The organism is Deinococcus humi, from assembly GCF_014201875.1.
Classification (GTDB): Bacteria; Deinococcota; Deinococci; order Deinococcales; family Deinococcaceae; genus Deinococcus; species Deinococcus humi.
This window is the reverse complement of record NZ_JACHFL010000034.1, coordinates 1-19,443: the sequence shown is the minus strand read 5'-3', so window position 1 is coordinate 19,443 and position 19,443 is coordinate 1. Positions and strand designations below refer to the sequence as shown.

At 57.7% G+C, this 19,443-nt stretch carries 14 protein-coding genes and 2 pseudogenes; 7 read left to right on the top strand and 9 right to left on the bottom strand.

The annotated features are described in order from the left end of the window. Positions 1–24: 24 nt before the first annotated feature. The 5 genes and pseudogenes from HNQ08_RS26040 to HNQ08_RS26020 form a co-directional block, all read right to left on the bottom strand. Positions 25–144, bottom strand: a pseudogene (locus tag HNQ08_RS26040) (IS6 family transposase); the annotation flags it as partial. Positions 145–671: 527 nt separating this feature from the next. Then, positions 672–1,610, bottom strand: coding sequence for a hypothetical protein (locus tag HNQ08_RS26035; protein ID WP_184138198.1), 939 nt, complete (start codon positions 1,608–1,610; stop codon positions 672–674). Positions 1,611–1,792: 182 nt separating this feature from the next. After that, positions 1,793–2,755 (bottom strand): methylamine utilization protein MauJ, encoded by a 963-nt coding sequence (locus HNQ08_RS26030; RefSeq protein ID WP_184138196.1) that lies wholly within the window; start codon positions 2,753–2,755, stop codon positions 1,793–1,795. Between the two features lie 1,485 nt (positions 2,756–4,240). After that, positions 4,241–5,242 (bottom strand): toll/interleukin-1 receptor domain-containing protein, encoded by a 1,002-nt coding sequence (locus HNQ08_RS26025; protein ID WP_184138194.1) that lies wholly within the window; start codon positions 5,240–5,242, stop codon positions 4,241–4,243. Positions 5,243–5,455: 213 nt separating this feature from the next. Then, complete coding sequence (locus HNQ08_RS26020; RefSeq protein ID WP_184138192.1) at positions 5,456–5,668, bottom strand: hypothetical protein; 213 nt, start codon at positions 5,666–5,668, stop codon at positions 5,456–5,458. Positions 5,669–5,709: 41 nt separating this feature from the next. On the opposite strand from HNQ08_RS26020, the gene HNQ08_RS26015 reads away from it, so the two are divergent. From HNQ08_RS26015 to HNQ08_RS26005, 3 genes are all read left to right on the top strand, one after another. After that, positions 5,710–5,880, top strand: coding sequence for a hypothetical protein (locus HNQ08_RS26015; protein WP_184138190.1), 171 nt, complete (start codon positions 5,710–5,712; stop codon positions 5,878–5,880). A 1,051-nt stretch (positions 5,881–6,931) separates the two neighbouring features. Next, positions 6,932–8,049, top strand: a protein-coding gene (locus HNQ08_RS26010; RefSeq protein WP_184138189.1) for an IS3 family transposase whose coding sequence is annotated in 2 segments (ribosomal slippage) — positions 6,932–7,187 and positions 7,187–8,049 — 1,119 coding nt in all. Because the reading frame shifts where the segments join, the coding sequence is not laid out codon by codon here. A 497-nt stretch (positions 8,050–8,546) separates the two neighbouring features. Then, complete coding sequence (locus HNQ08_RS26005) at positions 8,547–8,879, top strand: NHL repeat-containing protein (RefSeq protein WP_184138187.1); 333 nt, start codon at positions 8,547–8,549, stop codon at positions 8,877–8,879. A 225-nt stretch (positions 8,880–9,104) separates the two neighbouring features. On the opposite strand, the gene HNQ08_RS28380 is transcribed toward HNQ08_RS26005, so the two are convergent. Next, positions 9,105–9,389, bottom strand: coding sequence for an SOS response-associated peptidase family protein (locus HNQ08_RS28380; protein ID WP_425321378.1), 285 nt, complete (start codon positions 9,387–9,389; stop codon positions 9,105–9,107). A 1,475-nt stretch (positions 9,390–10,864) separates the two neighbouring features. On the opposite strand from HNQ08_RS28380, the gene HNQ08_RS25995 reads away from it, so the two are divergent. After that, complete coding sequence (locus HNQ08_RS25995) at positions 10,865–13,132, top strand: hypothetical protein (RefSeq protein WP_184138183.1); 2,268 nt, start codon at positions 10,865–10,867, stop codon at positions 13,130–13,132. Beyond that, positions 13,132–15,792 carry a hypothetical protein gene (locus HNQ08_RS25990; RefSeq protein WP_184138181.1) on the top strand — a complete coding sequence of 887 codons (2,661 nt, stop codon included), beginning with the start codon at positions 13,132–13,134 and terminating at the stop codon, positions 15,790–15,792. The genes HNQ08_RS25995 and HNQ08_RS25990 overlap by 1 nt, the downstream gene beginning before the upstream one ends. Before the next feature lie 229 nt (positions 15,793–16,021). Here HNQ08_RS25990 and HNQ08_RS25985 read toward each other — a convergent pair whose 3' ends face one another. Then, complete coding sequence (locus tag HNQ08_RS25985) at positions 16,022–16,678, bottom strand: hypothetical protein (protein WP_184138179.1); 657 nt, start codon at positions 16,676–16,678, stop codon at positions 16,022–16,024. 118 nt (positions 16,679–16,796) lie between these two features. Then, positions 16,797–17,066: a hypothetical protein gene (locus HNQ08_RS25980; RefSeq protein WP_184138177.1), complete on the bottom strand. Its 270-nt coding sequence runs from the start codon at positions 17,064–17,066 to the stop codon at positions 16,797–16,799. A gap of 708 nt (positions 17,067–17,774) precedes the next feature. Here HNQ08_RS25980 and HNQ08_RS25975 point away from each other — a divergent pair. Next, complete coding sequence (locus tag HNQ08_RS25975; RefSeq protein ID WP_184138161.1) at positions 17,775–18,035, top strand: helix-turn-helix domain-containing protein; 261 nt, start codon at positions 17,775–17,777, stop codon at positions 18,033–18,035. 226 nt (positions 18,036–18,261) lie between these two features. Here the strand turns inward: HNQ08_RS25975 and HNQ08_RS25970 are convergent, their stop codons facing one another. Then, positions 18,262–19,032 (bottom strand): hypothetical protein, encoded by a 771-nt coding sequence (locus HNQ08_RS25970; RefSeq protein WP_184138159.1) that lies wholly within the window; start codon positions 19,030–19,032, stop codon positions 18,262–18,264. Between the two features lie 165 nt (positions 19,033–19,197). Between HNQ08_RS25970 and HNQ08_RS25965 the strand changes: the two are divergent. Continuing rightward, positions 19,198–19,386: pseudogene (locus tag HNQ08_RS25965) on the top strand (DDE-type integrase/transposase/recombinase); the annotation flags it as partial. Positions 19,387–19,443: the final 57 nt, after the last annotated feature.

The following is a 19,443-nucleotide window of genomic DNA, read 5'->3' as shown; positions in this document are numbered from 1 at the left end:
GTCTCATGGCTGACCTTTTGGGTCGCGCTGGTGCAGCAATTCCTGAACGTCCCGGTAGCTTAGGGGCAAACGATGGTACAGCCAAAGGGCATGCTGAATGATCAATGTGGGAAAGCGGTGGCGGTAGGGGTTGGCATCGGTCACGGCGGGTCAGCCTACCCTGAGCCGGTTAAGGCAACACAACCCGTATCAGTAGTAATCACGGTGGCGATGAGGCGGCCGATCTGGTGGACTTCAGAGGAGGGATCGGTTGGCGACGGACGTGGCCGTTCAGTTGACGCGGATGGGTGTGGCCGCGGTGACGTGCTCGAAGTTCCGGGCGCGCGCGGATGAGGACGGTGACATGGTGGGGGCTGCTCACGGCAGGGAGGGTGGTGACGTACGCGACCTTGCTTCTGGCGTACGGCAGGAGGTTCAGCGCCCCGCCGGATCCTTGACCTGGGCAAGGGCACACCTGAGGGCTTGGCTGTCGGCGCCCTCGAGGGTGGCAGCCAGGTCAAGGCGTTCTCCGACGGTAATGGCAATGACGCGCAGCCGGGACTCATGGTCCGGCTGCGTCGGGTTGGTGTGGGCGGCGAGCAGAAGGGGCAGGGCCAGGAGCAGTCGTTTCAGACCACAAGAAGTAGCAGCGCGAAACTCGCAGGTGCAATTTCGCGCTCATGGTGGAACGGTTACTTCTTTCGCCGCCTTTGGGCGTCAACTTTCTCAGCAAGGCGCCTGAACCGCGCGACAGGTGTGCTGGCGAAGTCCTCGGGAAGATTCTCGGCCGTCCGTTGCATCGCTTCGAGCGTTTTAGTTTTAAGGTTCGCGCTCCGAATCTGTTGCAGGTTGTATTTCAGCCGGCTGGCAATGCCGCCGTGAATCCCGACGAGTCGGGGTTGGTTCAGCAGAAGCGTGCCTGAATCATGAATCTCTTCCGGGAGGACTCCGGCGTAGTTGCCGGGAATTGGCATTGCCTGGGGTTCGATATAGGTCCAGAAAATGCACTGCGGCATCACGACGTAATGGAAGCAGGTGGCCGGCTCATCTTCGTCCGCGTCGGTGATCAGCACTTCGCTTGTTGTATGGCCGCCGAGGGCCTGCAGGGCCAGGTCCGGGACGTCATCCTCAGCGCTGTCGATATTGATGGGAATGACCGTGATGTAGTGCCTGTATCTACCTGGGTCGGCTCGTTCGCCACTGAGAGAAGCGCGAAACGTCTCGATGGCTGTGTCGATGGCCGGCAGGAAGGGGTCAATCCCTTCAATGGTGAGAAGCCCACTTTGGCGCTGGTGGAGCAGGCTCTTATACGTGGTGAAAATCACAAACGTCTTTAGCCAGTCGTCGTAGTCAATGGGGCCCGGTTCGCCGTCGAGCAGCGGCTGGTACAGGCGAGTGTTGAATTTCGTTTCGCTGCCGGAGTGCCTGTTGTCACATCGGCGGCACAGCAGGTATGGTTTCGGGCCATCCTGGACCACCTTGTCCATGTTCTGAGAGTGCCGCAGGCGGCCACTTCCGCGGGCTTTCATGGCCTCAATAACAAAGCGCGAAACAATGTGGCTCTGAATCAGATCCGTTTCCTCACCACACATGGGGCAGACCCCGATCACCTTTTCCTTTTTCTTGCTCATCGGTCTTCCCCCAGCCCATAGGCACAACCCAGGAAGTGTACTGAGGCCCAGACAGAGATTCTCCATCGTTCACCACAGTGGTTGCCTATCCGGCCACGAATTCACAAGTTCTACGCCTCCTCGAAGGACCGACAGCAGTAAGCTAATCCCCAGCCCCAGGAGGACCGCCTCCTGCGGGCACTTCAGTCGAACGTCAAGCTCCTGTATTGAGGATGCATACCTATGGTTTCTTTCAGGAACTCCCGCAGCACGTATTCCAGCAGCTGGGCGACGTTCCAGCAGGCCATCACGTCACTCCACGTGTCGGCGGTTCGCACCGGCCTGGGGGTACCGTCCCTGTCGGGCTTGAGTGTCAGGTGTGCGACGGCATCGCGATACTCACTGGTGAACTGCTCCACCGCTGCCTGATGCGACTTTCCAAGCACACGCGTGAGCGTGGCATCGTCTACCCCGTCCCGGTAGCGCTCCGGCACTGTCTCGATGGACGTGGGCAGTTTCCCTCTGCGCAAGACCGTCTCGCGTTCTTGCGCCGGAACGGCCTGAAGCATCGTCTGCCGGACACTCTTCAACCCCTCGAACACTCGCCAGAGGCTGATGATTTTCTGGAAGGGATCCTGGGCCCCCAGCGCTTCACGGTAGGCGCTGAACACGTTGGCTATCTGTTCATCGGTCACTACCGGTAACGGGGAGAACCCTTCGAGGCTTAGGCGCTTTTCCTTGCCGGCCAGTCCGGCACTGAGGGCGATCACCCCGGTGTCCTGCTCCACTGTCGTGACCGCATGGACGCTCAGGGGCACGTTCTGTGTGGCCGCCAGCAAACTCAGGAACGGCTGTGCCACCTCCATCGCCTGCCGTTCGGCAGTGTGGAGGTCTGAGGCACGGACGATGAGCTTCACCATGCCCAGACGGCCCTGGCCATTCGGGAGAAGCTGGAATTGGTGGGCACCTCGCGGCGTCACGCCCGTGACCTCAAACGCCTGGTCCAGCACGAGGAGGCTGTCGCCCATGATGCCGCCAGGATGATGCATGAGGGCCGTGCCGAAAATGGACATGGTGGGGTGCATCAAGGTGATCATCACGGCGTATGGCCCTTCGCTTCCGGCGGACGAAGGGTGCGGGCGGCCCTCCTGGAAAGGAACGGTCATGTGCGTCAACCAGAGGCTGCTGTCAGGGCGATCTATGGTGCCGGTGACCACCTGTTCAGGTGCTGTACGGGGTGGTCTTTTCTGGCTCTTCTGCTCTCTCTGCCGCCGCTGCTGCCGGTTCACAGGGCCAGGGTAGCCTGCGCGCGTCCCTCTGGGGCGTTATCCCCCCGCAGACGGCCCAGGATCTGGTGGACGCCTGGCTGATGTCGTTGGCTCCCGTCTTGGGCTGCGGTTGAGCAGTCATGCCCCACGCCTGTTCCGACTGTTGTCGCTCATATTGGCATCGGTCTGGCGCTGTTCAGCGTCGCCGTAAGTGTCATCGCTGATCGGTACCTTGACCGAGCGGCCACACGGGCCGAACAGCAACAGGCACATGATGCTGAAGGCCTCGCGCTTGCACAGGCTTGCCTTGCTTTTCTGCAGAGGCGGTTTGCAACTGTCCCAACCCTCGCTAGGTGGAAGCCTAGACGTGGCATGGGTGGCAAACCTTCCCGGAGGGCACACAAGCGTGAATCGTAGAGCGACCTGTCCACTATGGGCGTGAGCTCGCCGCCTTTGATTGTGACGGTCTGAAAAAACCAAATGGCCTTCTCCAGGTTCAGGAGGCTGGTGAAGGTCATGCACGACGCATCTCCAGGCTCACGGCAGCAGGCGTCGGACTGGGGTAGCTCATCCGGGCAGAGCAGGGCGGGATGATCGTGCGGACCCTTTCGGTTTCGGGCGACGCGGACGGCAAGGTGAGCAGGTGGTTGACGATGACGCCAGATCAACAGGCAGCGGTGGCGCGGATCGGGGAGACCTTCGGCCCGGCTGGGCCTGACGTTCCGGGAGTTCCTGGGATTGCGGGATGAACCTGAGCCTGACGTGACGGCGGCGGGGTTGCGACGGTTGCAGGCGTTTCTAGGGGAGAAGCAGTGGCGGAGAGAGGAGCACGAACGGAAGCGTTGAGGGCTAGAGGAACGCGTTTGGGGCGCGATGATGTTCGGTAAGATCGTCGCACCCTGGCCCAGGTCATTAATGAGGTCGCTCCGCGACTTCAAGTCTCCTGCTGCGGTTACTCATCTATATCGCAAGTCAGCTGTCCCTTTCTGTTCCTATACGGCGCAGGAAGCGCGCCGACCAACTGGCCACCGAAGCACAACGGGACGGCTGGTGTCCCCCCGAACTAGAGGGCACCAAACTTGGTGTTGATCCAGGGTCGTTTCAGACTTCCCGGCGTGAACAAGAACAGGCTATAGGACGCCCGTTTCAGGGCGCCGCGGATTCTGGCGTCAAACTCCGCGCCCAAAGTGATGTTGTCCATGTCTGACGAGACGAAGATCTCGAACGCCTCTATGAACGTGCGACTCTAGGTGGCCCGGACCACCAAGGCCACCTCTAGAGTGGGAGATGAACAAGACCTTCTTGTCCGCGGCGGACTTTCTGCGACCTGAGCGCGTCATAGGTCCGAACCATAGGCTTCGCGTGAATGTTGCGTTGTGCAGGTCACGCCGGGTCGGGTCTCGCCAGTCTCGGGGAGCGCCACACGATGCTGACGCCAGCACTCGACTCAGACAGCGTCACCAGTCCAGCGGCTTTCCACTCGTACAGCGCCAGCGCGACGGGCCAGTAGCCCAGACGCAGCTGCGCAGCCATGGTCATGGCATCGACATGGTCCGGGTGACCGTTTACCGCCGTGCGAATGCGCTGCTGGACGTCCGACCAGTCCGTGTGTACCATGCGGACATACTGCGCCCACCCTGGCTGCGTCCAGTCCAAGGCGACGAGCGCCCCGCCATACCCGATGCTTCCCTGGATGAGCTTCTGTTCAACCAGGATCTCGAAGGCGTCCTCAACCTGCTTTGGCGTGAGCCTCAGTTGTGCAGCCAGCGTCGGGACGTCAACCTGATCCCACTGGGGGTAGAAGGGTTCCTGGAGCTCGGCATCGTATACATCAGCGTAGAGCGCCATGAATACCTGGCGTTCCACGTCCGTTCCTGTCCAGGGGTGGGTCGCCCGGTCATTGAATGCCTTGACGACCGTGATGAAGGGGGTCCAGTCGATCGTTGGAGGTCCCAGGTCACGTTCCTTGGCAATGTTGGCCACCAATTTATTCAGCGCGTCCACATTGGTGGCGTCCAGACCGTTTTTGCTGCTGTACGGCGGAGGGAGCGTGCCGACCGACTGACCTCCGAAGCACACGGGAACGGCAGGCTTCTCGGCATACCAAAGGGCACCGAACTCGATGTTGATCCAGGGACGTTTCAAACTTTCCGGCGTGAACAGACATAGGCCGTAGAACGCCCGTTTCAGGGCGTCGCGGATCGTGGTGTCGAAGTCTGCGCCCATCGTGATGCTGGCCGTGTCTGAGGATACGAACACCTCGAATGATCCGAGGAAGGCTCGGTCCAGAGTCTGCTGGAGCGCCAGCGCCACGTCCTTTTCCTTGGCGTAGTGGGAGATGAACAGCACCGGTTTGGCGGGTTTCTTGTAACCTGAGCGCGTCATGTCCACGAATCATAGGGTTCTGTGAGCGTCATGGGCGCCATGCGCTGCCCCACTGGAGGATTGAGCAGGGCCTCCCCTTGATACGCCCAGGACCCAGGGCGTGCATGCTCCACTAACGGGCGAGGCCAGCTGGTCGCCCGCTTCCTACCCCTACCCCTGGAGATGATGAAGATCAATGCAGTCCACACCGTAATCCCCCATGCGCTCTCACTTTCACTGCTGGTGGCGCGGGGCACCGTAGGATTCCCGCATCTGACCGCCCGCACTGGCGTTGAGATGCGCACCGTCCACCCCTGGCATGCGTCGTTCAAATCGCAGGGCCACACCCTGAAGGCCTCCCTTCACACCCATGGGCACGGCGTGCCACTCGGGTACGCCCTGGATCTCTGTGCACAGTTTGCTGGGCACCCCAGCTGAAATCACCACATGCCCATGCTGGTCTGCCTGGGCGGCATAATCCGCTCATTGTGACGAACGCGTTGCGCGCACGCAGGTACCCGCTGCCCCAAGGGGCACGACCTACCGTGTTCCGCGATCTGGAAGCAGCGGGACTGGCCGCCCTGCACAAAGCGCTCCAGGCGGCTGGTGGGCGCGCCACAGTGATTCCCGTGCCAGGCACGCCCCTGAGTTGGATGTAGGTTTACGACGCCACCGCCCCATTCGCATGACTCCGACGTGCTTCATGACCTCGAGGCCGCCCGGCCGCGGCCATAGGGCCTCCCGCTATGCCCTCTTTTTACTGAGCTATCGGTACGGCAAGGAATAGCTGCATCAGCGCGGTGTTGGGTCCGCCACGAGATGCTTTGCAAGTGGTGCATCAAGTTCAGTCCCCCGTTGGCGGAAGAATAGCGCTATCGAAAACTCCGATCCGATCAGCCATAGGTCCTGGCGTTGGCGCGTGTTGGTGCACGGCGCGTGCGTCAATCGCTCAGGTGTGTCGTACAGAGCCAAGTATGCACGCAGGGTCCAGTGACCGCTGAACGTGATGGAAGGCGTAAGCGAAATTGTGGAGTGGCAAATCGTCAAGGAGGACCTGACTGGGGACAAGTAAAAAAACATCAGGGTCTGATGCTCAGGTAGAAACTGAGCGCGACGCGCTGCAGACGGTGGTAAAGCAGGTGTATTTAACGCTGTCAAAGGTCGGGAAAATCCACGTGAGATGGATTGGACACTTCTTACTGTCACCTGCACGCGCAATGATGGGACGCGCGGCTGACTGGGTTTTCACGCCCGATCGCCTGAGTTGTCCGTCCTTTCGATGAACGAAGACTGTTCATGTTTCTGGAGATCAGAGATGGAGCGGTGAGGCAGCTCGCGTGATAAACCGACGTTATAAAACAGTCAACATGCACCAACTCTCCCCCACTGTCCATTCCTCTTCTTCAAGCATTGGCGCAAGCAGAAGCATTAGAGGAAAGCAGTTGAGCATCCATGTCGATTAATGCCAGTTAGAGAACAAAGGTAATCACAACGCGCACAACTCAGGCGGTTTGGAAGACATTCCTACCATGCACTCCATTTCGGTCAAGCCCCAGCTTGATCTCATTGTTGGGCTAGAGATCGAATTCTCTAATGTTCCACCCACCGTGCCACCATGCCCGCATAATCCGAGTGACCTGCTCCCCGAAAACCGATCCACCTGAGAATGGAGTGTCTGGCACCATAGGGGAACCATCCCCGGAGGTCAGCATGAAGGGAACGAAGCACACGGAAGAGCAGATCGCGTTCGCGCTCAACCAGGCCGAAATTGGCGTGGCAGTCGGTGAAATCTGCCGAAAAATGGGAATCGCCGAGTCGACATTTTACCATTGGAAGAAGAAGTTCAGTGGCCTGGGGGTCACGGAACTCCGCCGCTTGAGGCAGCTCGAAGATGAAAATCGGAAGCTCAAACAGCTGGTGGCCGACCTCAGCCTCGACAAAGTCATGCTTCAGGACGTCATCAAATCAAAGCTCTGAGGCCCGTCCAACGCGAATCCCTGGTCCAGCATCTGCAAGTTGGCTATCGGGTCAGCGAACGGCGGGCCTGCCGAGTGCTTCGCGCACCGCGAAGCTCGTTCCGATACGCGCCCAGACGCAAACAGGATGAGCCCGTCATCTTGCAACGGATGACCGAGATCGCCCAGACCCGTGTGCGCTATGGGTACCGGCGCATCCACATCCTGATGCAACGTGAAGGGTGGCAGATCAATCACAAGCGGCTGTACCGCTTGTATCAGCAGGCGGGCCTGAATCTTCGGATGAAGCGGCCCCGCCGACGGGTCAGTGCCGCGCACCGCGCGGCGCGAACAGATCCTATGAAGGTGAACCAGGTCTGGTCAATGGATTTCGTCTCCGATGCGCTGTTTAACGGGAAGCGGTTTCGCACGTTGACGCTGCTGGACGTCTTTTCGCGGGAATGCCTGGCCATCCACGTCGATGTCAGCATTCGCGCGGATCGTGTGGTGGAAATCATGCGGAGCGTGACGCAAACTCGGGGGTCCCCCGAGCGGATCCAGGTGGACAATGGCAGTGAATTTGTCAGTAAAGCGCTCGACCTCTGGGCTTACGAGCAGCACGTCACTCTTGATTTTTCACGTCCTGGACGGCCTCAGGATAATGCACATATCGAGTCATTCAATGGCAGCTTTCGGGACGAGTGCCTGAACACCCACTGGTTCCTGTCGCTGGAAGACGCAGCGGAGAAGATCGAACGTTGGAGGGCCGACTATAATGACGTCAGGCCGCATTCGGGGCTGGGAAACCTCGCTCCTGGAGCGTTCGCAGCCCAGATTGCATCCATCCATCGCCCGTCAGAGATTCCAGGCTGACCTGGACCGGTTTTCGGGGGCGGCTCACGAGCTCACCTGTCTGGCGGACATGTTGGATCAGATGTTGGGGCGCACCATCGGACTCAAGGAACTGCATGAGAGCTGTGAGCCAGAAGAAAAATCGTAAACATCATCTGTTTCAACCATCAATGCGTCCATCTGAACAATGGTCCCGCAAACGCTCCGCTGAGGACTTAAAGGTTGGCAAATCTGTCTGATCATCCGAAATAGAGAATCTGTACAGGATGCGGAGGTTCCAGTTGAGCAAAATCGCTTTGCTATCCGTCGCCGCGCTCATCCTGTCTGCCTGTGGGAGTGGTGGAACCACGCCGCCTTTCTAAGATAATAACCACCCAAATGCCCGTGCTTACGCTGTGACCAACAACGCGCTGTACAGCATTGTCCTGAGTGGAACGGGTCAAGACGAGAAACAGTTCGATCTGAAGCACAGCAGCTCTCTAACCGACGTGGCACTGACTGGCACCGAACTGTAGTGGGTGACCTTCAGCAATCTGGTCCGGATTAATCTGAGCGATGGAGCGGTCAACAGCATGGACGCACTGGGCACAAGCGAGAACATCAACGCTCTGGATGCGGATGGCACAGGCAACCTCTACGGCACGGTCCGCCCCATTGTAGGTGCTTCCGTCTCGCTGGCCCGCATCGACCCGCTCATGGGCAAGGCCACCGTGATCGGCGGGACGGACAAGACCGACGTCTTTGCCCTGACCTTCCAGGGCAGCGTCCTGTATGGACTAGCGGGCAGTGGGCAGGTGCTGACGCTGAACACGTCCACGGAGCCGCGACGATGCTGCGCGAGACCGGTTTGAGGTTTACTGGCCTGCAGTAGTCGCTGTTGATCCTGGCATCAGCAGATTGAGAGCACACTTCTCAGTCCCACGGACGTGACGCTCAAAATGCGCGGCTGCCAGCCCCTGAGGGCAGCCGCGTGGTCGTGCTGTAGGGACTCGGCCCGCCATACATAGATGTCCTTGCTCAGCAGCAGCGCCGGCATGCGGCATACACCTCCACTAGACCCGCCGTCGATGGCCGGGTCAAATCATGCAACTCTTTAGCGGCCTATCCAACGTCTGAACGCAGTTCCACAGCCCTGCCACCGGCAGGAGCTCAAAATGCCTCCTGGCGATCCTGACCTGGATCTTGACCCCCTCACGCACCGACCACTCCCAGGATCCCGCTAGCGGGATCACGCAGCGCTGATTTTGGAAGGCCTCCCGGAATCTGAGCTGTCCTCCAAACTCTCCACGCGGGCGTTGAACGTCGCATAGCGCTTGGCCTCGTCCAGCGACATACGCACAGGCACCAGGCCCACCGTCCATACGGGGCATCAACGTCTCCGGGAGCGCCGCATGAAGCGGAGTTGATCTGCCGGGCGCACTTCGTCGCGCCTGGTCTCCTGCTCCCAGGCCGGGGAACCGAGGCGATCATCGGCCCGCCCACGCATTAGCCCTCGCCCTCCAGCTCGGCCACGCCAACGAGAAGAAGATGGCCTCGATGCGCGGGGTCAGGTCACGTCGCGCGAGACGCAGCTCGGCCCGGTCCGACAGTCCGTAACAATGGGGTGTGCGGGAGCGCAGGAGCGTGCTGTGCCATCTGGCAGTTCGACGCGGGCCACCGCTAACCCTTGATGCCGTCGATGGTGACGTGGCTGAGGCTCAATTCCTCGTACTGCTGCTCAAATGCCATGCCTCACGCTGACGCACGTGGCATGGCTCCGTTGATGATGATCGCCGGCTTGGTCGCGTAAATAACGTACAGGACACCAGACTCCTAAAGTCGAAGGGCCATAGAGAGGTGAGGGTCATTCATGATCTTGCCTAATAACTCATATAGTTTTAACCAATTAAGAACGTGAGTGACATGAGGCAAATTATCCGGTTGTCTACATTTCTTGTATTCCAGACCTTGGGTATGCAAAGACTCAAATTAGGAATTAGTCACAAGAGACTTGCTTAAAAGTCATTGATTTTGACTTAGTTATGATTTTAGTGGGCGCTTCTATTATTAAAATACAGTCTAGATATTGCCCTGCCCTTTTGTGTCGCATTTGCAAAAGAGAGCATCTGACAGCAGTCATTAAAAAAATCGTGCTAGACACGGTCGACGCTTTTTGATTGCAATTTCTAAAGATACGGCAGAACACTACCGTATATACTTGTACCGATATCATCAACACATAAAAAGTGCGTTGTAGTCGAATAAATTTTCGAGAATCTCCTTTTTGTTTGCAAAATTGAATTTGTAATAATTTGCAATACTAAATTATCGCTCGTATACTAAAATATATCTTAATATAAATAGGTAAATTTATTTTACGTCATTTGGATTACGTGTGTCATGACTCTTGAATTTTGAAGCTATGGCACATCTCATGTCACTCACGCTAAATATTCTTTTATGGCGGATTTGCATATAGAGCGGCGCTATGTTATAAAAAATCCCATGGAAATCTAATTGGAAATTAAATTTGTTTACTCCTCGATTTAAGTACATTATGTTAAGATGCATTGGGTGATAGACAATATACTCAGTTTGACTAAAACACAGCTAAATTAGAGAAATAATGAAGATTTTCTGCTAAAGAAAGGTCTTTCAATCAGAGTAGCCTCACAGAGAAATAAAGGAGACAGGATTATGTCTTAAAAGATAAATTTGATAAAGGAATGATTTTAAACAGTTAGTCCTCCGAGAAGTTATAGTGCGGGCGTTTGCGACAATAGATTGGACCCATATTGTGCTCTTGCACCATTTCTTCTCACAAGCACAGGTTTGTGAAATTATGGAAGGTGACATAATGTCAATCTCTGATGAACATGTGGCGAATATTCAAAATTGGCTTGAGCATTTAATATTGCAGCATCGGAAGCTCCCGTGTATTCAAGGAAGTTGCGACTATAGGATGGTCGCTCAGGAAACCGGAGTGCCAGAAAGCTATTTTGAACCGGGTACACCTCACCGAGAGCTGATAGATGAGCAGATTATTCGACTGGGCCTCATTGAGTTATCGACAGTAAATTGGCTTCAAGAAATAAGTATCTCGAATCAAAAAGGCATTCCAACATACCACGAGCTCAAGCTTTATGGAAGAAGTTATTTTCTCTCTACTGGTTTAGCCCCTTCTAGTATAAACTCTTATTACAGTACCTTGAAACAATTTATGCAAGCCTGTGAATTGAGTGATGAATCGTCAACTGAGCCGCATCTCGGAAGTGAATTCCAATCCTCCCTCTCAGAACTCAAGATAATAAATGGAAATCCCCCTGTTGTTGCTCGCCTCCGCAGGTGGCACGGATTTCAACTCTTTTTGATTAAGGATCAAAGTCTACCGATGAAATTCGCTGACGCACTCAGTTTTCTGATCGGTATCAGTGAAAAAAATCAGACTTCTATTGCTGGAGAAACGGGTATTTCGATTCGCAGTCTTAAGAAGTGGGTAAGTGGCAGATGCCAACCCAGTGATCTTAGAAAAGTACGCCAACTAGAACTAGCATTGGACACTGCTCCTGGGGTACTAACTCAGAGATTGTTTACAAGTCGCCTTGAGCATAAACCTCTCTTCCACATACCGGAAGAGTGGTGGCCTGAAGGATGGGACAAGCGGTCTAATAAATACAAGAGGTTGGCAGTAATTAAACAGCTTTCAGATAGTGCATTCAAAAGCGAAACGTATGATTTTAAGCGCCTATTTGATAAAGCACTTGCTACTGTAGAAAACCAATTTCGTAAGAATAATTATAATGAGAGGCTTAAGTTGCTTATTAACATGCCTTATCATTTTAAAATACAGAACTGGCCCAATAGACTCGTTTCTGAGTGGCATATCTTAAGAAAATACAAGACAGATCCTGATAGCTTTGCGAATGAGGACCGCAGTAGTGCATGGTCCAGCACTACCGCTGATATAATTCAAGATAAATTAGAGGGTTTTTATGGCTACCTTTGCCTACCATGCGACTCAGCTAATCTATATCAGAGTGGAAGAAATATGAGATCTTGCGATTTGACTATGAGCTGGTTGAGCTTTTCTAATGTTGTCAAAGATTATCTAGATTTCCGTAAATCTAGGTCAGGTAAATACAATACTGGAACTGTTTTGTTTATTGAAACAATAGTCTCGCTATTACGTAGCGGTACTGGTTGGATTTACCAGAGTCCCGAGCTTAAATCCAATCTCCCTCAAAAACAGCAAGATTCTATTGATCTTCTCGGTGGATGGGAGAAGCACTGTGATATTAATCGCGAAGGACTAATAAAGTCTCTCAAAATACTCAAAAGTAGAAATCAAATTGGCTACACCAGAGAGCCTTTTTTCCCGATTTCGCCTATTCTTGATTTAGAGAGCCCACTCTCGCCCATCATGAACGCTCTCAAGTTTTATGCAAGAGAACTCCAACAAACTGAGAAGAAGAACAGCAAATCTGTCCCAGCCTACGCCGCCAAGTGGCGAAATCTGTTGCTTCTCTCGATGCTGGTTCGCCTCCCACTCCGGTCCAAGCACTGGAGAATTATGAGCTATCGGGAGGACAACACCGGTACCCTGAGTAGGGACTCGAAGGGTGACTGGCAACTTACGCTCCCCTTCAATGACTTTAAGAATCATAGAAACAAGAAGATTTTTGTAGATCGCAACGGCGAAAAGGCGATTGTCCTGAGCTTCAACGAGCAACCGTTGAAACCACTCGTTCCACTCCTGGAACTGTATCTGCGCGACTACTGGCCCACCATCGTGGGAGGCTCTGAACGACTGTTCCCTAGCCACTCTGGCAAAGAACTGACAACAATGAGCCTGGGAGATATGGTGAGAGCGTGGACCCGTGAATACCTGTCTGAACGGTCGCTCAGGGGATGCGGAATTGCCGGCGTTTTACCCTTCTCCATCCACGCTTTTCGTGACATCTTGGCGACCCACGTCATCAAGACCACAGGTTCTATCGAGCTGGCGGCAGATCTTCTGCTGGACAGCCCGGAGATTGTGGCCAAGCACTATGCGCGCTTTTTGCCTGAAGACCGTCTCAAACGGGTGTTCCAGGAGCTGACGATCTTCGGTGGAGACAAGTCTTGATGGGCAGCGTGCCGGTGCTTGAAGCGCTCCTTCTTGAGGATCTCCCTAAGGTCATCCAAACCCTCTACAATGGGCGCGCCGTCTGGAACGGCACCCAGTGGCAGGTCAGCGACATTCCTGGCACTCCGAGCGTCAGGCTGACCATTGAGGGACACGACCAGACCCGGCTGGGCCACTGGACGGACCAGCGCCCAGCGGCGAATCCCTCGAGCGGTGACATCTTCGCACTGATTGCCCGGACCCTGGGGACAGACATCGACGGTGCCCTTCAGTGGGCCAGGGACTTCACAGTCCACCGCCCCACGGTCTCCCAACCTACCTTCTTCCCACACACGCAGGCGGGTCAACTCCTGGCCCCGGCCCACCCCCGCAGTCTGAGCAGCGCCACCGGGCTGCTGCTGAAAAATGAGCCTGCCCTGGCTTTTCTCCTCTCATTCGGGCTGATCCAGCAGACCATCCTGCACTTCTCCCTGGGTCTGACCCAGTACAACGGGGGAGAAAGTGACTATACGCAGGCCCTCTGCTTTCCAGTGCTCGACCCTCTGGGAACGGCCCGCAGGAAGCGGGTACGCCTGCATGTTCCCGGTTTGACCCAGAACACCCCAGCCTCTTCAGAGGCCTGGGCCACTGGACCTCCCGACACGTACTGGGTGACTCCCGCTGCCGGACGCACCTCCCTGTTCGTGTGTGGAACGGCCTGGGAGAGCTGGCGGCTCTGGCAGGTCATTCAGAACACCGCCCTGGCAGATCGCCTGTGCATCATCACCCGCACCCACGGCAGCGCCCTGCCGGAGCGCTGGAAGTCGGCCGCGTTCTGGCAGACCTGGGACCGGGTCTATCTCGGGCACGACGCCGATGAAGCTGGTGACCGCCTGGCCTGGCAGATCCATGCGTGGGCGGGCCGGGATGTTCACCAAGTGTGGGTGCCTGAAGGGCTGGGCAGCACCTGGACGGATTATTTCCAGCGCGGGCAGACCGCCGCACAGTTTGAAACGCTCCTCCAGGAGGCCCGCATCCTCGACTTTGAGGTCCGCCCGCAGCCGATCCGACGACTTCCGCAGCAGGCCGGCCTGCACGCTGCCGTCCCCGTCGACGTCAGCAGCGCCTACGTCAACGGACACCTATACGTCCCCTTCCGGGTGCTGGAACGACAGGTAGAAGAGCATAAGGCCAAGGACGGAAAGGTGCAGGAAAATGTGCTGCAGCGTTACCGCACCATGGTGCTGCGTTCAGACGGCGTAGTTTGTACCTTTGCCCACCAGCCAGCCCCCAGAGGGACCCCCCGCGAGGACCTGGTGCTTGCGCTGAACGACGGCACCATCATCAGCCGAGAACCAGTGATTGACGAAGCTCGGGCCACCTTCAGCCTGGCGGGCATCACCCGGTTCCGTGAGGCCCGCCAGCGCCGTCCCATCCAGAGTGCCATGACCGTGACGCCGCAGGAGATGTTGACACAGGTCCACGAACACCTGAAACGGGCCGTGGTGCTGCCCTATCCCGAGGACTACGCCCTCCTGACGTTCGTGGTGTTAACCAGCTATGCCCAGCCGATCTTCGACGCGGTGCCGCTGGTCCTGATCGTTGGTCCTGCCGGATCCGGCAAAACGGCTCTGGGCCTTGCCATGGCCACCGTCGGCTGCAACGCCAGTATCATCAGCGGACAGACCACCGCAGCAGCGGCGGCGCGCATGCTGGACCACCTGCATGGGCTGGCCGTGTTCGACGATCTGGAGCAGATCGGCAAACGCAGCGCGAACGGCGAATTCGGCGAATTCGTGCAGCAGCTCAAGGTCTCCTACAAAAAGGACACAGCCACCAAGACTTGGACGAACACCAGGACCATGCGTGTCGAGAAGCTGGACTTTTACGGGGTCAAGGTCATCACCAACACCCGGGGAGCCGGCGAGATCCTCTCGACGCGCATGTTGCACGTCCAGAGCCGTGAGGTGCCGAAAGACGCCTTGGCCAGCCTGGTCCAAGCCGCACACCTGTCGGGGCCGGAACTCCAGAACCTGCGCGACAACCTGCATGTGTGGGTGATGGAAAACGTCCACCGCATCGACCGGTATTACCGGACCCACCATGCCGACCACCGTAACCGGCAGGCAGAGATCACAGCGCCTCTCCGTGTGTTGTCGGCGCTGATTGACCATCCCGTCCTCACGCCCCAGTTGCTCGCTGCGCTGAACCGGCAAGACCGCGAGCCAGCAGCGATGGAGATGGCTGCGGCCGATCGGGTGCGTGGGGCGGTGGTCAGCCTGGTGGAGCAGGGCTACCAGGAGCGCATCAGCGTCAAGCACCTCATGCTGGAGATGCGGCGGCTGACGGTTGAGGATGGAAGCTGCCAACACACCACCGAGACGCCAGAATGGCAAGAACCCCGCTGGGTGGGCCGTACCCTGCGCGCCGAGGGCCTGGTCAATTCCCACGCCCCGGAAGAGCGCCCGCGCCTATGGGGACAGCAGACCCGCCTGGTGGCCCTGGACCAGGCGTTCGTCGCGCGTACGCTGGGAGCGCTGGCCGGGCGCGGGATTGCCCCTCCCCTGAAGCAGCCCCTGGAATTCTGCCTCCCTCAGCCGTGCCACGACTGTCCTTACGGCACCCTGTGCGACATGCGTCCCGCCAAGGAGAAGAAGCTCGGCCAGACGCACTCGGCGTAAGCAATATTCTTTGAAGCTGGAGAGCGGGGGTGGCCGTCCCTCCACCCCCTGCCCAGAAAGGCAGGAGAACAAAAGGTGCCACGCTGTGATCACGCCGGGGGGAGATTTCGTTGATCAAACCTGAGATGCAATGGAAGCCCAGCGCAGACTGGACCGCTGGCCTCCGAGTCTGGATTTGCGGCAATCAAGCAGGGCCCAGTCTGTTCACCAGGTTGTTCCATTCAACACCTCAGGTGTCGTCTTCGAGATCCTCAAAATTCCGCTGCTCCCAGTACATGCGCCTCCGCTCCTGAATGAATTCCCTGCACACAAGCTCGATCTCAAACAATGCCCGGCGCAGGCTGGCGTACCTGGCAGAGCCATGAACCAGCGCCGGATCTGACAGCGCCGCTTTATATCCGTCCATGGCCGTCAGCAGCTCGGCCGGTACGTCCAGCGTGTCCCACATCGCCCGCACGGCCACTTCTGTCTGCGCCGCGTCCCAGCCCCCATCCCAGGCCTGAATCAACACGTCTTCGCGGTCCTCGCCTTCAGGCAGACTGATGACAGACAGCATTACGGCCGGAGGCACCCCATTCAGGAGAGCGTCCACCTCGGTCATGTCGTAATGGATTGAGGCGGACCAGTCGTCAATCAGTGTAAAGATGTCCGGCAGGCCGGCCAGGGTAATGAAGCGTTGTGCGTACTGTTCATCACTGTCCTTGGGCCAGACCTCGTCCGGCTGATCGGCCAGTCGGAACAGCACTCTGCGGAGTTGATCTGGCTTCACGTCCGCGTATTTCGCCACCGCTAGCATCACCTGCTCGTGGACCTGCATGGCATGGAACACATCTGCGATGGGGTCAGGTGACTGAAGCTCAACGTGAGACTCTTCTTCTACGCCCATGTGGACCTCCCTGAAGCTTCAGGCGAGCATGGAAAAGCGGCCCACCGCTTGGATGCCAGCGTCACGCGCTGGGTCACCCCAGCACGTCTCCGTGGCCTTACAGGACTCGGCTCGGCGCTCAATGGAGTTCCCCGCGGACCGGGCCATTGTCCCGCTCGGGAGGCAAGCGAACCGCTGGCCCATCCGGAGCGCTGGGATCCCACAGATGCCTGGGAAACATCACCTGGCGGATCGGCACCCCGGGACCCACCACATAAGCGCGAACTCGCGTCTCGCCCCATTCCTCGCGGACTGCAGTGATCAGTCGCGTCCCACGCAGCCAGCCCGCTGCAATGGCGCGCTCCAGCAGGGCCAGTTCGCGGCTACGGGCCTGACGCATTGCGTCCACGATGTCTTCTCCGGGTGCAAGCGGCGCTCTGGGCATGACCAGCCAGTAGCCGAGCGTGACAATCGGGTGCCGATGATGGAGCCCGGGGAGTGAGCTGTAGATGGCATGGTCTTGTTGGTTGAGGATTTTCCGTCGGCTCTTCAGGTACGAGTGATCCACGGCAAAGGGGTGAGCTGAGGGCGTTTCGCGCACAAGGCCGATGCATGGGACGGCTTCGGTGACATGGATCTGGTGATCTTCAGGGGGCCACGTGCCCAGCAGAGCGCCTGAGCGGGGTTCGTCCCCGGCCTGCCGGTTTTGCTGGAATGCAGCAGCGACACAGGGGGTCACGGTCACCCTAGAAGCCCCGCCGAGGTGGCTGGGGAGGGGAGGGTTGTCCGTAGTCATGGGTTCTCCAGGGGCCGGTCCGTCACGTTGACGTCTGGGTGAGGAGGAATCAGAAGAGCGAATGGGGACGGGGCTGTGGGGGCAAGCTCTGGTTGATGTTTTTGGGCTGAGCCGACGCCCGTCGGTCGATTCATCCTGTGACGCTGGTCCGCGCTGAAGGCCTGAGTGCACTTGTGCTGCAAGGGGGTTGGTGTCACGTCTGGCAGCTTTCATGCGCTATGCAGAACGGACCCATTTCCACCTGGCTCAGTTTATACCCATTACACCTAACTAGGCGTACGGAGAATAGCGAAGAAAACGCGAATGCGTGACCATGCCGGGATGTCTGCTCTCCGCTGGCGCCTGGCTGATTTTCTGGCTGAGCGCAATCTCACGGCCTACGCGCTGGGCAAGGCCATGGGGACGAGCTATATGAACACGGTGTACCGCATCGCTAAGCGGGGCCACGAACCGACGCGGATTGACCTGCCAACCCTGCTCAATATTCTGGACGGCTTGCGGACACTGACCGGAGAGGACGTGGATATTACCGATGTTCTGGTTTACGAACCCACGGTGCTCCGTTCACCGCATGGTGAGTAATCGGATCAGAATGCATTCCAGCCAGAGCAGCTGCTCTGCTCAATCGCCTCGGGCACAGCCAACCACGCTTTGACCTGTCTGCCTCTACAGCCCACTCGCGGTTGTCAGCAGTACCCCCAATGAACACAACGTCCATCGAGGGATTTTTATTCATGTCACCACCCGCCTGCCGCAGATACTTGTCACTGTTAAAGCGGAACGCAGGACTGACGAACTGCCCAAGCGGTCACGCGGGACTGTACAGAACCGCATGGACCTGAAACCCACGATCCTCTCCGAGAGCAGACTGGAGATCAGTCAGCGACCAGCCGCGCAACTGCTCCAGCGTTGATCCAGCGCGGGCATGCAATGCGAGCATCTCTCTGCGGTCGAGCCTCAGTGGCAGTTCCAGCAGCCCGAGGGCTTTCTTGAGCAGTCCGAACTTCAGGCGCGTGACCTCGCGGTCGAACGCTTCTGCGTCGAGATCGCCGGTCACGAGCAGCGCCGACGCCAGCGCGTGCACAGACCGTAGATGGAAGCACGTCGCGTCTGCGCTGCCACGGATACTCCCGGCGTCCATCACGATGAAGGCGTTCGTTTTGTAGGTGTTCTTGAGGTCGGCCATCGCTTTGCCGTTCATCCAGTCACGCAACACGAGGCTGCGCTTGCAGCGAGCGTGAAACGCCCAGGAGTCCTCCGCATAACGCTGTGGAGCGCGCCTGACGTCAGCCCCAAAATTCCTTGTGGCCAACACGCTCCACTTTGTCTCGAAGGTGCCCCTTTTCTGCATCGGCGTGTAGATGTCGTCCAGCTCGCTGGTGACGTGGGTAGCCGTGAGCAGACCGAGGGTCGTGTCACCGCGCAGCTGGCCCTGCTTGAACATCCTGATCAACCGCTTGCTCGACGCGAACGACAAGGAGGACGTACCGCAGGCCCGCCCCAGTAGCGTTAGCCACACGAGGCCCTCCTCTTCTTCGAGCAGGTCAAGGTGAAGCATCTCCTCGACGAGGCTCGCCACCGCAGCGTGCGCACCTGCCGCCCAGCGCCACAAGATGCATGTAGGCAGCCCACTCAGAGTCGCGCCGACCTCGAGGCGGTATTAGATCGCCCTTCCCCTTCTTGCAACCGCCCCTTATCGTGATCAAAGCATGTAGAAACCAATGGCGCCAGCGTCCACCCCGTGGAGCACGTCCAGGTGGTGTCGACCGCTCGCTGCAACAACATCGTTGAGCACTCCCACCGTCCCATCCGGAGGCAGGAACGTCAGCAGCGAGGCTTCAGATCACGAAAATGGGCACAGGGCTTCGTGGAGTTGCACGCCCGCGTCACGAATCTTCATCACCCTGCCCGCTCCACCGTTCCCGCTCTATGACGTCGGCACCATCAACAAACTGCCTTCAAGACCTGGCAAGAAACTGTGTGGCAGGCG